The following is a 12,865-nucleotide window of genomic DNA, read 5'->3' on the forward strand; positions in this document are numbered from 1 at the left end:
GGCTGGATTCAGCCACAATTTCAATCATTAAATTATTCTTCATATATTAACATAAGCATGCAAGTATCTTTTTCTTAAATGTATAAATTTCATTTGCATAGATTTTTTACGCATAAAACTTTGTGAAAGATAAGCCTTAGGTTAAGATGAACCACCATTTTTTTAGCTTTTTGAAGACCTATGCAACCATTTGTTCTATATAACTCAGAGCAACGAAAAAAAGTTGAGTTTGTACCACGCAAAGAAGGACATATTGATATGTATGTCTGTGGGATGACAGTTTACGACTACTGTCATATCGGTCATGCTCGGGTTATGGTTGCATTTGACTATATTATTCGTTTTCTTCGTAGCCAAGGTTGGAAAGTTAAATATATTCGCAATATTACTGACATTGATGACAAAATCATTGCACGTGCAAATGAAAATGGTGAAAGCATTACAGCACTCACTGATCGCTTTATTCAGGCAATGAATGAAGATGCTGCCAATTTAGGATGCTTGGCACCTGATGAAGCACCTCGTGCGACAGAGTACATCGATCAAATGCAAAATATGATTGGTACTTTGGTCAATAATGGCACTGCATATCCTGCGTCAAACGGTGATGTGTACTTCGAAGTTGAAAAATTTAAAAAATACGGGCGTCTATCTGGTCGTAAACTCGAAGACATGCAAGCAGGTGCTTCCGAACGAGTCGATGTTGAAGTTGAAAAGAAACATCCTTTCGATTTTGTGCTATGGAAGCATGCAAAAGAAAATGAACCTTCTTGGAAATCTCCTTGGGGGAATGGTCGTCCAGGTTGGCATATCGAATGTTCAGCAATGTCTACATGTTGCCTTGGTAATCATTTTGATATCCATGGTGGTGGTTCTGACTTAACCTTCCCCCATCACGAAAATGAAATCGCACAAAGTGAAGCTGCAACTGGCGAACAATATGTAAACTATTGGATGCACGTAGGCTTTATCAATGTCGATGGTGAAAAAATGTCTAAATCTTTAGGCAATTTTTTCACGATTCGCGATGTCATGGAAAAATTCCATCCTGAAGTTATTCGTTACTTCATTGTTTCATCACACTATCGTAGTCCTGTGAATTTTTCTGATACCGCGCTTAAAGAAGCTAAAAACACATTAAGTCGTTTTTATCATTCATTTAAAGCATATCAACAGATATATGGTGCCGAAATTAATTCGCAATACGATGAAGTACTCGTTGAAAAGTTTAATGCAGCAATGCGTGATGACTTCAACACATCTGAAGCGATTGCGGTACTGTTTGAAATCAATAAAGAATTAAATCGTGCCGTAAAAGACGAACTTGCTGAACAGGCGGCCATATATTATGCCACCTTGCGCCATCTGACCAATATCTTAGGTCTTGTTCAACATAATGTTGATGAATTCCTAAAATCAGATATTGGTCAAGAAAGCTTATCTTTGAGTAATGATGAAATTGAAGATCTCATTCAACAACGCAAAGATGCCAAGAAAGAGAAAAACTTTGCACGTGCAGATGAGATTCGCCAAAATCTTCTTGATCAAGGCATTGTACTTGAAGATACGCGTCAAGGAACTTTATGGCGGCGTGCTGATTAATTCATCAATTAAATTTTGGAAGTGTTGACAGGGTGTGCAAAATCACTATAATTCACACCATATTGCGGGAATAGCTCAGTTGGTAGAGCACAACCTTGCCAAGGTTGGGGTCGCGAGTTCGAGTCTCGTTTCCCGCTCCAAAATTTTAAAAGCTTCAGTCGAAAGATTGAGGCTTTTTTTTATTGACTTAGATTCTCAAATAAAGTCGACCTAGATTAAATTATTCGAAAGAGAAAAGAGAAGCTAGCCGACCAAAGTCAAAGTTGCTCCACACCCCATCACTCTCGAACTTGAACAGGTTTTCATCTTAAATTCACGCTTTTTTTGATAATATTAATCACTTTAATGCTCTTTTTTAGGCTAAAAGCATGAGATTAAATGCTGACTTCTCTCAACCTGTAATAATTACTCCAGAGGATTATCAATGGATTCAATCCCCAAGAGGCGAAGTTAAACGAATGATGTTTGATCGTGTTGGCTTAGAACAAGCAAGAGCAACCAGCCTAGTTGAGTTCCCTTCAAATTCTCAGTTCCCAGAGCATCAACACCCCTTCGGTGAAGAAGTTCTAGTGTTAAAAGGGACTTTTACTGAAGATGATCATCAGCACTATCCATCTGGATGGTATATGCGAAATCCTCACCTTTCTAAACATATTGTCTCGAGCTTAGATGGATGTCTGATCTTGGTGAAACTCATGCAAATGTCTGAAGAAGAAAAATTAGCTACCCGAATTGATATTCGTGACGAGCGAAACTGGACCTATTTTAACAACAGAAAGATTTGCCAACTATTTCAGTCTGAGTATGAAGACACCTTTCTCGAAAAACTCGAAAGCCAACAGGTTTTAGAATCAACACATCATAACGGTATTGAAATTTTCATTATCGAAGGTGAATTGGTGATGAATGAACGAAATTATTCAGCTGGTTCGTGGATGAGGTTTCCGACTCAACATCGTATTGAATTCAAAGCAGGTGCTTCTGGCGCTTTGATTTATGTAAAAAAAGATCATTTAAAAAATATATAAACCCAAAAAAACCCAATACATTATTGGGTTTTTAAGCTAGTGCATTGATTAAGACTCATCATATGCGCTTTTTTTCCAGACACCCATATCAATAAGCTTCTGAATTTGCTTATCAATCACTTCCGCTTTATATTCGTCGTGATGTCCCTGTTTTTGCTGCAAATACAAATTTTTAGGATATATATTATTTTTATAAATTAATTGTGCGCATTCTGCACGTATATCTTTCATCCAATTGGTCACCTGAGCGTGTGTACGATGATAACGAAGTGCCTCTATATCAACTACACCAGTGACATAGGTAGATCCATTGGTATCATGCTGTTTACCCACTATTTTACCTTTATGGTCCACAATCATAGAAAGACCACCACCACAATCGATCGGTGCTAATGTATTTTCATCAAGATACATCCCCCCAATATTAGGTGCTACTACGTACATATTATTTTCCAAAGCACGAGCACGATTGGAGATTTCAAATACATCATTTTCAGTAAATGAAGCTGGTAAAGATGCACGATAGACGACTTCAGCACCATTCATCGCTAGGCCTCGACCATTTTCTGGAAAATTACCTTCCATTGCCATCATGATGCCCAATCGACCAATTTCCGTATCAACTACTGGCCAAAATGATTGAAGCTCTTCACCATATTTTTTTACCCACTCATCATACAAATCATGAGGTGATGCTGAACGCTCGCATGGCAATAAAGCAGACATTTTGTGGTGTTTTAAAATAATTTCGCCTTGAGGATTTATAATAAATCCGACATTAAACATAATGCCTGGCCAATCCTCATTTTTAGCTTTGGCTTGCGCCATGATAAAAACATTATGTTTTTTAGCTAACTCACCTAAACGATCTGTTTCAGGGCCTGGTATATCGATCGCACCATCATCCAAGAATTCTTGAATATCAACATCTAGTGCTTCATCGTTGAAGCCCTGTAATGCCCCCTCTGGGAGAACCAACAGTCTTACTGGAATATCTAAAGAACTCAACCATAATGCACCGGATGTAAGTTCCTCTAAATGAGAGATATTTTTCATAATATCTGCTCTACAACTTGTGCCCCATATTGTTGGAACTAATCCTACTACACCATAAGGTTTGATCATTTTATTTTCCTCTAAATCCATTCAGTTTTTTTAATGCACTTAAAAATTATCAGTGTGCTGATAATTATGCAAGTTCAAAAACCAAATAATTTAGAAAATTATTCTTCATTAATTTTTTTCATCCAATTCCTGACGATTCTTATTTCACTTTCACTAAAACCATCGACTAGAGAATCTTCTAAACGATCAATAGCATCACCACAATCTTCCATAAGTTTTTTCCCTAAATCTGATATCTCAATTAATTGAATTTTCTTATTCGTAGAATGAGAAGTTTTATAGAGAATATTTTGTTTTTCTAATTTTGAGATCATCAAATTTACTGTTTGCGGTGTTAATGAAGCAAAACGTGCTATTTCCGCATTTGTGAAACCTGGGTAAGTCAAAATAATTTTCAAAATTGTGAACTGTGGTGGAGTGATTGAATATTCAGCAAGTACACGCTCCATTTTTAAACGATATACATGGGATGTCTTTCTTAATAAAAATCCAAGGTAACCCGATTCATTATCAAATATTTCAGGTGAATTCGTATTTTTTTTAAACATACCTATTGCCCTTTTATAAAATCATAAATATTATCAGTATGCTGATAAAAAAGTATTTGAGTTTAATTTTGCATTATATATGACTAATGCTGCTTAAATTTGAATACCTAGTCACAGTTTAGCTAAAAAAATAATGGAATAAAAATCAAACCCTTAAGGATATAGGATACGAAAATGCAGAATACTCTAAATGCTGAAGAACCCGCTTCGGTCAAAAAAAATACGAGATACGGTTGGTACGTAGTCACACTATGTATGTTGGCTTATATATTTTCTTATATTGATCGACAAATTTTAGTCTTGATGATTGAACCGATCAAAGCAGATTTAAATTTAACTGATACTCAGTTTAGTCTATTGCACGGTTTAGCTTTTTCCCTATTTTACGCATTTATGGGATTGCCTATCGCTTATTTAGCAGACCGATTTTCCCGACCAAAAATTATTGCAATTGGCATTATTTTTTGGAGCTTAGCAACAGCGGCTTGTGGTCTAAGTAAAAACTTCATTCAACTTTTTCTTTCAAGAATGGGGATTGGCATTGGTGAAGCAGCATTATCACCCGCAGCATATTCCATGTTTAGTGATATGTTCAGTAAAGACAAATTAGGTAAAGCCGTTGGTATTTACTCCATTGGTTCTTTTATCGGTGGAGGGATGGCTTTTCTCGTTGGCGGCTATGTGATCAGCTTATTAAAAGATGCAACGTTTATTGATGTTCCTTTACTCGGCATGATGAAGGCTTGGCAAGTTGCCTTTATTCTCGTTGGATTGCCAGGCGTTTTTATTGGTCTTTTATTTATTTTAACAGTAAGAGATCCGCAACGAACAGGACAAAAACTCGATGCCTCAGGTAATGTCGTAAAAGTTAAATTTACGGATTCGTTTAAATTCTTAAAAAAGCACAGTAAGACATTTACTTGTCACTACATGGGCTTCACATTCTATGCAATGGCATTGTTTTGTGTCATGAGCTGGTCACCTGCATTTTATATGCGTAACTTTGGTCTGAGTCCTGTTGAAACAGGTTATATGTTAGGAATGATTCTACTTATCGCAAACACATCTGGCGTTTTCTTTGCAGGCTGGTTAACTGACTATCTGACTAGTAAAGGTCGACGTGATGCTGCAATGTATGCTGGTTATTTAGGTGGTTTAGGAATTATCTTACCGATTATTAGCTATACATTAGTAGACTCACTGTGGTTATCTGTTGCTATTTTTACAGTGGCTATGTTCTTTGCATCTTTCCCAATGCCAACCTCAACAGCAGCTATGCAAATTTTAGCTCCAAATCAATTACGAGCTCAAATTTCTGCAATTTTCTTGTTAATCAGTAGCTTAATTGGTTTAGGTATTGGAACAACTTTAGTCGCATTAATTACCGATAAAGTATTCGGTGATACCAACATGGTGGGTTATTCAATTTCAATCGTAGGTGGATTCTCAGCGTTATTGACTATTATTTTACTCAAAACAGGATGTAAACATTTTGTGAAAAGTCTAGATGTAGAAAAAGATGAAATGGTCAGATAAGAAGTGATTTGTGCAAAATTACATAAAGCATTTTCTAAAATCTAAGCTCATATTTAGTTTATTTTAGAAAAAGAACTCGAACATCTGTTCGAGTTCTTTTTTCTCAACTGAGAATCAATAATGATTAAACTAATCAAAGGTAGAAAAAAATAATCAAAATCTACTTGTTGCAAGCCAAAGCCGCATTATGATGAATACCCATGTCCGATGCCCGATTAAATAAAGATAAACGACGTATTCCCTGTCAGGTCTAGGCTTTCAACATTTTTCGTTTGAAGAGCAGATTATTCTCCCTACTTGAATAGAAATCACTCTCAAATTTAATAAAATGCGTTCAGGACTGCTGAATGAGGAAAACTCACTTCCAGAAGCTGATTTAACTTAACTCATTCAAAGTGTGAATATTGTTAGACGATATAATACCGAACCATATAGCGCGTTAACAAAAAAAGAATATTGTTTAGGTGATCAATCAGATGAGTGCGTAATTATTATTTATACTCATCTCTAAATCAGATTCAGTCTTACAACTTTTGAGTAATCGCAAAAAAAAGACTCGGACTTAAAAGTCCGAGTCAGGTTGTAGTCAAATATTGAGCATTTTTTAAGAAAGATTTACTTTTTGAATACCATTTCTACCTGGGAAATCCTTGGCTAAAGATCGGGCATTAGGCATTTTTAACCATAATCTTAATAATTTTCTTCGCTTTGAGATGTCTTCATCATCTATAAATGACGATCGTGAATGCATTACACAATAGTTATTACAGAACTGCATATCACCCGGTTCAAGCATCATATCTAGTCTGAGATCAGGATGTTGTATGTACTGATCGAAAATATCAAGCGCATCGACTTGAACTCTGGATAAAGGTATTCCTTTTCGCTCATGTCCTAGTTCAATATATGCTCTTAAGTATCGGCAACTTAATTTATTGTCATAAAAGCTAAATATAGGCGTGAGTGTTGGTTCTGAGTCACCAAGATGATCACAATAAGTCGGATGATAATAATAACCTAGATATTCAGGATAATTTTCTAAAATTCTATTGTAGACTGTGGCAGCACTGACGAGACTACTCAATCCTCCACTCATTGCTTTTCTAATTGATAGCAATCCAACTACGTCAGATAAGTCAGTGTGGTAAGGGAGATATGCGTTTGTTTCATAAACTCGCGTTGATTTGTTGTTAAGATCACCAACGTTTTCTACTTTACCCAATAAATCGCCTTTAGGATTTTGGGTAACGGGTTGACCCATATACATGCCTATTAAATAGTAAATAATCGCCAATTGGCGTTCACTAAATTTAGAGACATCCAAACCTTTTAATAGAAAGAAACCATATCCATTCTCAAGCTCATCGGCATATTTTTTAAATTCAGATAAAACTTGTGGATTATTAATCGTTAAATGCGTGTTATTCAATTGATCAATTTCTAGATCTTGTTGTTCTATCAATTGCAAATTTTGGCTTAATTCATGAAGCATTTCTTCGCTTAAATAATAAATCCAATCTGTCTGATTTTTTAGGTCTTTGCCCACCCATGCCGACTTATGACTGATTTTCTCTTTTAATATCGTATTCATCGCAATCTATCCCTGAACTAGTGTTTGTTTTCCTGCATTTTTCGAACCATTGCATTAAAAAATTTATCTGCGAAAGCACTTTCTTGAATTAACATTTGAGTTAAGTCTGCACACTTCTGTTTTACGATATGATCTAATTCAACATCGTCACCACGCATTGAATCCGCTTGGCATTGTATTTCTGCGGCTCGTTGAACTGTCCAGAGTAGGAAAAAAGCTTTTTCAATCGTACTCTCTCCCACAGCTACACCATGATTTCTAAGTACCAGAATGTGATGATCACCTAAACTTTTGATCATTCTTTGTTTTTCTTCTTCGAATAGAGTAATGCCTTCAAAGGCGTGATAACCTACCCGCCCATATAACTGCGCACCATAAAAATTGTCATTTTTAAAGCCATCTTTCTTTTGTGCAATGGCACTGATTGGTGTGGTATGTGTATGTATTAAACATCGAATATCATCACGAGCACCATGAACAGCACTATGTAAAGCAAATCCTGCAGGATTGGCATCATATTCAGAATGAATCACTTTATTACCGTTTAAATCTACTTTTAATAAATTTTCGGGTGTGATTTCCGTATAGTTCAAGCCGAAAGGATTTACTAAATAATAGTGTTCAGCTCCTGGTAAGCGCGCTGAGACATGATTAAAAATTGTTTCCGTCCAACCAAAATAATCAATAAGGTGATAACAATTCGCTAATTTAACTCTGAGCGCCCATTCAGCTTCAGAGACATTCAATACATTATTTTTCATCTTCATTATTCCTTGTTCTGGCTTGTTCGCTTAAATAGACCGTTAATTCATATATAAGTTTGGATGTCGGCATCGGACATTCATAAGCATCTGCCAATTCAAATACAGCTTCTGCAATGGGTGCTAACTCTAAAGGGCGACGATTTTTGTAGTCATGCCACATTGATGTATATGTTTCCCCCATCTCTGAACCTAACTTTAAAAATGTGTTTGGGTCGATATTGATACGAGCGCCATAGCAAGCCGCAACAGCTCGAACTTCATATAAAATTTGTTGCGTAATTCGAGTTAAATTGTGATCAGCATAAATTTTACTTAGCGGAGCATCAGCCACAACCGATAATGGATTGGAGCTCAAGTTAGCCATAACCTTGGTCCAAATTTGATCTCGGATGTTTTCTACGGGTCGTGCTTCAATACTTGTATTTTCAAACAATTCAACAAGCGCATCTAATCGTTCAGTCATTTGATGACTCGGCTCACCAAAGATCAACAAATACGGATTGTCTGATTTGACCTCATTTTCATTGACACTTTGCGCTGTAATAAATACAACAGCGCCAATTAAATGTTCTAATGGAAAATGGTCATTTAAAACGCCCTGTTGATCTAAACAATTTATCCTTGAATTTTTAGAGTTATTCTCTAAACCGTAATAATACCAAAAGGGTATTCCATTCATTAACGGGACAATGACTGTCGCGTTATGCATATAACGCTTCAGCTGAGTTGAAATTTCATATAAAGCGTTAAACTTCGTTGCTATAAAGATAAAATCTTGTTTTTCAATGCATTCTTCTGTATCCACAATTCGAGATGGATGTACTTGGAATTCACCCAGTACATCTTTTAAGTGAATCCCTTTTTGCTTTAGCGTTTCGACTTTTTCCCCTCGCGCTAGAACAGTGACTTGGTGTCCTGCTAGCGTTAATCTAGCAGCAACTACACAGCCTATGGCTCCAGCACCATATACCAAAATTTTTTTTGACATCCATTCAAATCCCTGAAAAGCGTATGAGTAGTTATGTTCTAAATAGCTAATACGTCTTGATGCTTACTATTAATTCCTAAGTAACTTTCGATGATTCTTGGATCTTCAACTAAATCAGAGCCCTTTCCTTCCATTGAAAGCTCTCCCATTTCTAAGACATAAGCATAATCTGCAAGTTTTAAAGCAGCTCTAGCATTCTGCTCAACTAACAAGATAGACACGCCATGTCCTCTTAATTGGTCAATCACCTTAAAAATTTCTCGGGTGATGAGTGGCGCTAATCCCAAACTCGGCTCGTCTAACATCAACAATTTAGGTTTAGCCATGAGTGCACGACCTACTGCAAGCATTTGTCGTTCACCACCAGAAAGTGTTCCTGCTTGCTGTGATCGTCTTTCTTTCAAACGAGGAAAAATGTCATACACTTCATCTAAAGTGCTCAAAATCTCTTTGTCTCTTTGGCGATAGCGTTGAAAAGCGCCAAGCATAAGATTGTCTTCAATAGACATTGTTCCAAATAACTCTCGTTTTTCAGGCACTAATCCAAGCCCACGAATGACCATTTGCTCAACCTGTGGACATTGCTCCACATGTCCATCGAAATCGACGTGTCCTTTAGAACCCAGCACCCCCATAATTGCAGACAATAAAGTTGTTTTACCCGCACCATTTGGACCAACAACAGAAACAATTTGGCCTTGATTAACACGCATATTAAAATTTGAAAGCGCTTCGACTTTTCCGTAAGCAACACTCAAATTATTTACTTCTAGCAGAGGCGTGCCCTCTTGATTTCCAAGCATTGTGATCATGCAGCACCTCCTAAATAAGCTTCCAATACAGCTTCATTTTTTTGAATTTCTTCTGGTAATCCTTCAGCAATTTTTTGACCGAACTCCATGACCACAATTCGGTCTGCGAGATTCATGACAAAGTCCATATCATGCTCGACCAAGAGAATCGCCATACCTTCAGCACGTAATTTCGCTAGAAGTTCAGCTAAGGCTTGTTTCTCTTTAAATCTTAATCCTGCTGCGGGCTCATCAAGTAGTAATAAGCTTGGGTTCGCACATAAAGCACGTGCAATTTCTAAAATACGTTGCTGCCCGAGTGCTAAACTGCCAGCTTCGACATACAAATATTCTCCAAGCCCTACACGTTCTAGTTGATATTTAGCCTCATTGAGAAGTTCATTTTCTTCAACTCGATCAAGAAGTAACATGGATGAGATGACACTTTTTTCTCCGCGCAAATGTGCACCTATGGCTGTATTTTCTAATACAGTCATTTCAGGCAATATTTTTACGTGTTGGAATGTGCGACTTAATCCTAATTTGGCAATTTCTCTGGATGGTATGCCATTTATTTTTTTACCTTTAAATAAAACTTCACCACTTGTTGGAACATCTACACCTGATATTTGATTGAACATGGTACTTTTACCAGCACCATTCGGACCAATTAAAGCGAGAACCTCTCCAGCATGAATTTTCAGATTCATTTCATTGTTCGCAACTAAGCCACCAAATTTTTTCGTGATGTTCTTCGCATCTAATATCAATTCACCCTTGTTGATTTGATTTTCTACTTTGTCCATTTGAGGAATGGGGTGGATTGAAGGATATAAATCTACAGGATTATATTTATTTGGGATCAACTTAGTAATAAATGACCAAATCCCTGATGGTGCTTTTTGCATCAATACAACAATGATTAATCCAAATACGATTGTTTCATAATGACCTTGTCCGCCAAAAATAATAGGCAAAGCATCTTGCAACCATTGGCGTACCATGGTGAATATGCCTGCACCTAATATTGCACCCCAAATACTACCGACACCGCCTAACAACGCCATAAACAAGTAGTCGATACCCATTTGGAGTCCAAAAGGTGTCGGGTTAATAAAAGTTTGCGTGTGTGCATAAAGCCACCCTGAAATTGATGCAAAAATTGCAGCAATCACAAAGATGATCATTTTTGCTCTAAACGTATTTACTCCCATAGACTCAGCCATTACTTGTCCGCCTTTCAAAGCACGGATTGCTCGACCCTCTCGAGAATTTAAAAGATTTTTTGTCAAAATAATGGCAATGAATACAATGAGCCAAATGAGGTAGAACATTTTGTTGCCATTATCAAAGGCAAATCCTGCGATAGAAATAGAGGGAATATTCGAAATTCCAGAATGCCCACCTAAAGTTTCAATGGTGGAAAAGAAATAATAAAGTGAAATGCCCCAAGCGATCGTACCTAAAGGCAGATAATGCCCTGAAAGTTTAAGTGTTAAGCCACCCACCAAAATCGCAGATGCGACTGTAATGACTATTCCGAGCAGAAGTCCAAACCAAGGATTGCCACCTGTCCATGCGAGGAAACTTGGTAATTGTTCAGTCACAGTTAAGTAAGCAGTTGCGTATGCGCCAATTCCAACTAAGGCTGCTTGACCAAATGTAGTCATGCCTCCAACGCCTGTCACCAATACAAGACCTAACACGACTAATGCATTTAGACCAATATAGTTCAATAAAGTGACTTGATAGGTCGGTAAAAAAAATGGGCTGATGAATACAATTAGCGCAAATATAAAGAAATAAGTTTTTGATTTCATTCTTCATCCTCCTCAACATGACGAGTTGTGAGTGATTTCCAAAGTAAGAAAGGAATAATTAATGTAAAGACGATGATTTCTTTGTAATCACTTGCCCAAAACATGGAGAAAGACTCAATAACACCAACAATCACGGCACCAATTGCTGCGACTGGGAAGCTGATTAGTCCTCCAATGATTGCCCCTACAAATCCCTTCAGACTTAAAATAAATCCTGAGTCGTAATACAGGGTTGTGATCGGCGCAATTAAAATGCCTGATAAGGTTCCGATAAATGTAGCTAAAACAAAAGTAAGTTTGCCCGCAAAGATTGGAGAAATACCCATGAGCTGTGCACCGATTCGATTGACAGCGGTTGCATGCAAAGCCTTACCATAGAGTGTTTTTTCAAAGAAATACCAAAGCACTAAAATCATCACAAAGAATGAAACGATAATGATCAAAGTTTGACTGCTTAAAACAAGAGTCCCAATTTCAAAGCTTTTATCACTAAATGGTTGTGTTTGAGCACCATTTGGACCGAATATCACGAGTCCTAAACCGACTAATGCCACATGAACCGCTATCGACACGATCAATAAAACTAAAGGTTTGGCTGCGACTAAAGGTTGAAAAAAAGTGCGATACATTTGAGGACCAAGCGGTGTAATCACAGCCAAAGTCAATAAAACTTGAATTGGCATTGGAAGCGTCGCTAAAGGTAGTGTGTACATCGCGATAACGATCAAAGAAATATAAATCAATGACGCAATAAAAATTTTGATATTAAATGTCTGATTTTTAAAAAATTTAGCGTATAAATCCAGACTTGTATTGACAATAAAAAACGCAACGACCAGCCAAACTATTAAGCTTGGAATACCTGCTTGAATGGATGCCAAAGTCAATGCACCAAATACAGCAAATTCACCCAATGGAATGAGTAATATCCGAGTGACAGTAAAAACTAAAATGATACATAGCGCTAATAATGCATAAATAGCACCACTGGTAATACCATCCTGCCCCAAAATTAACGCGATATTTAAATCCATAACATCTTCCTACCCTTTTTTGAGGATGAATTTACCTA

General features: G+C 37.0%; 11 protein-coding genes and 1 tRNA gene. 4 read left to right on the forward strand and 8 right to left on the reverse strand.

All coding sequences use genetic code 11. The annotated features are described in order from the left end of the window. Positions 1-180: 180 nt before the first annotated feature. The 3 genes from cysS to AC1M9E_RS08360 all read left to right on the forward strand — a co-directional run bounded on the left by cysS (position 181) and on the right by AC1M9E_RS08360 (position 2,630). Positions 181-1,602, forward strand: coding sequence for a cysteine--tRNA ligase (cysS, locus tag AC1M9E_RS08350; RefSeq protein ID WP_481596392.1), 1,422 nt, complete (start codon positions 181-183; stop codon positions 1,600-1,602). Positions 1,603-1,666: 64 nt separating this feature from the next. Next, positions 1,667-1,742: transfer RNA gene (locus tag AC1M9E_RS08355), tRNA-Gly, on the forward strand. A gap of 228 nt (positions 1,743-1,970) precedes the next feature. Further along, positions 1,971-2,630, forward strand: a complete 660-nt coding sequence (locus AC1M9E_RS08360) for a cupin domain-containing protein (RefSeq protein ID WP_488224674.1) — start codon at positions 1,971-1,973, stop codon at positions 2,628-2,630. A 48-nt stretch (positions 2,631-2,678) separates the two neighbouring features. Here AC1M9E_RS08360 and AC1M9E_RS08365 read toward each other — a convergent pair whose 3' ends face one another. Both AC1M9E_RS08365 and AC1M9E_RS08370 read right to left on the reverse strand, forming a co-directional pair. Beyond that, on the reverse strand, positions 2,679-3,755 hold the full coding sequence (locus AC1M9E_RS08365) for a nitrilase-related carbon-nitrogen hydrolase (RefSeq protein ID WP_180028226.1): 1,077 nt from the start codon (positions 3,753-3,755) through the stop codon (positions 2,679-2,681). Positions 3,756-3,853: 98 nt separating this feature from the next. Next, positions 3,854-4,303: a MarR family winged helix-turn-helix transcriptional regulator gene (locus AC1M9E_RS08370; RefSeq protein ID WP_092767707.1), complete on the reverse strand. Its 450-nt coding sequence runs from the start codon at positions 4,301-4,303 to the stop codon at positions 3,854-3,856. Positions 4,304-4,477: 174 nt separating this feature from the next. On the opposite strand from AC1M9E_RS08370, the gene AC1M9E_RS08375 reads away from it, so the two are divergent. Beyond that, complete coding sequence (locus tag AC1M9E_RS08375; RefSeq protein ID WP_488224675.1) at positions 4,478-5,839, forward strand: spinster family MFS transporter; 1,362 nt, start codon at positions 4,478-4,480, stop codon at positions 5,837-5,839. A 604-nt stretch (positions 5,840-6,443) separates the two neighbouring features. On the opposite strand, the gene AC1M9E_RS08380 is transcribed toward AC1M9E_RS08375, so the two are convergent. From AC1M9E_RS08380 to AC1M9E_RS08405, 6 genes are read right to left on the reverse strand one after another with little or no spacing between them, the layout of a single operon-like run. Then, positions 6,444-7,430 (reverse strand): TauD/TfdA family dioxygenase, encoded by a 987-nt coding sequence (locus AC1M9E_RS08380; RefSeq protein WP_488224676.1) that lies wholly within the window; start codon positions 7,428-7,430, stop codon positions 6,444-6,446. A 17-nt stretch (positions 7,431-7,447) separates the two neighbouring features. Then, positions 7,448-8,191, reverse strand: coding sequence for a class II aldolase/adducin family protein (locus tag AC1M9E_RS08385; protein WP_228143120.1), 744 nt, complete (start codon positions 8,189-8,191; stop codon positions 7,448-7,450). Continuing rightward, positions 8,181-9,182 carry a ketopantoate reductase family protein gene (locus tag AC1M9E_RS08390; protein WP_488224677.1) on the reverse strand — a complete coding sequence of 334 codons (1,002 nt, stop codon included), beginning with the start codon at positions 9,180-9,182 and terminating at the stop codon, positions 8,181-8,183. The genes AC1M9E_RS08385 and AC1M9E_RS08390 overlap by 11 nt, the downstream gene beginning before the upstream one ends. A gap of 38 nt (positions 9,183-9,220) precedes the next feature. After that, the gene (locus tag AC1M9E_RS08395; protein ID WP_481590751.1) at positions 9,221-9,994 is read right to left on the reverse strand and encodes an ABC transporter ATP-binding protein; all 774 of its coding nucleotides are present in this window, start codon (positions 9,992-9,994) and stop codon (positions 9,221-9,223) included. After that, on the reverse strand, positions 9,991-11,793 hold the full coding sequence (locus AC1M9E_RS08400) for a branched-chain amino acid ABC transporter ATP-binding protein/permease (protein WP_488224678.1): 1,803 nt from the start codon (positions 11,791-11,793) through the stop codon (positions 9,991-9,993). Before AC1M9E_RS08400 ends, AC1M9E_RS08395 begins: the two co-directional genes overlap by 4 nt. Beyond that, positions 11,790-12,827, reverse strand: a complete 1,038-nt coding sequence (locus tag AC1M9E_RS08405) for a branched-chain amino acid ABC transporter permease (RefSeq protein ID WP_488224679.1) — start codon at positions 12,825-12,827, stop codon at positions 11,790-11,792. Before AC1M9E_RS08405 ends, AC1M9E_RS08400 begins: the two co-directional genes overlap by 4 nt. Between the last annotated feature and the right edge of the window lie 38 nt (positions 12,828-12,865).

The organism is Acinetobacter sp. 24-47-47 (genome assembly GCF_057737035.1).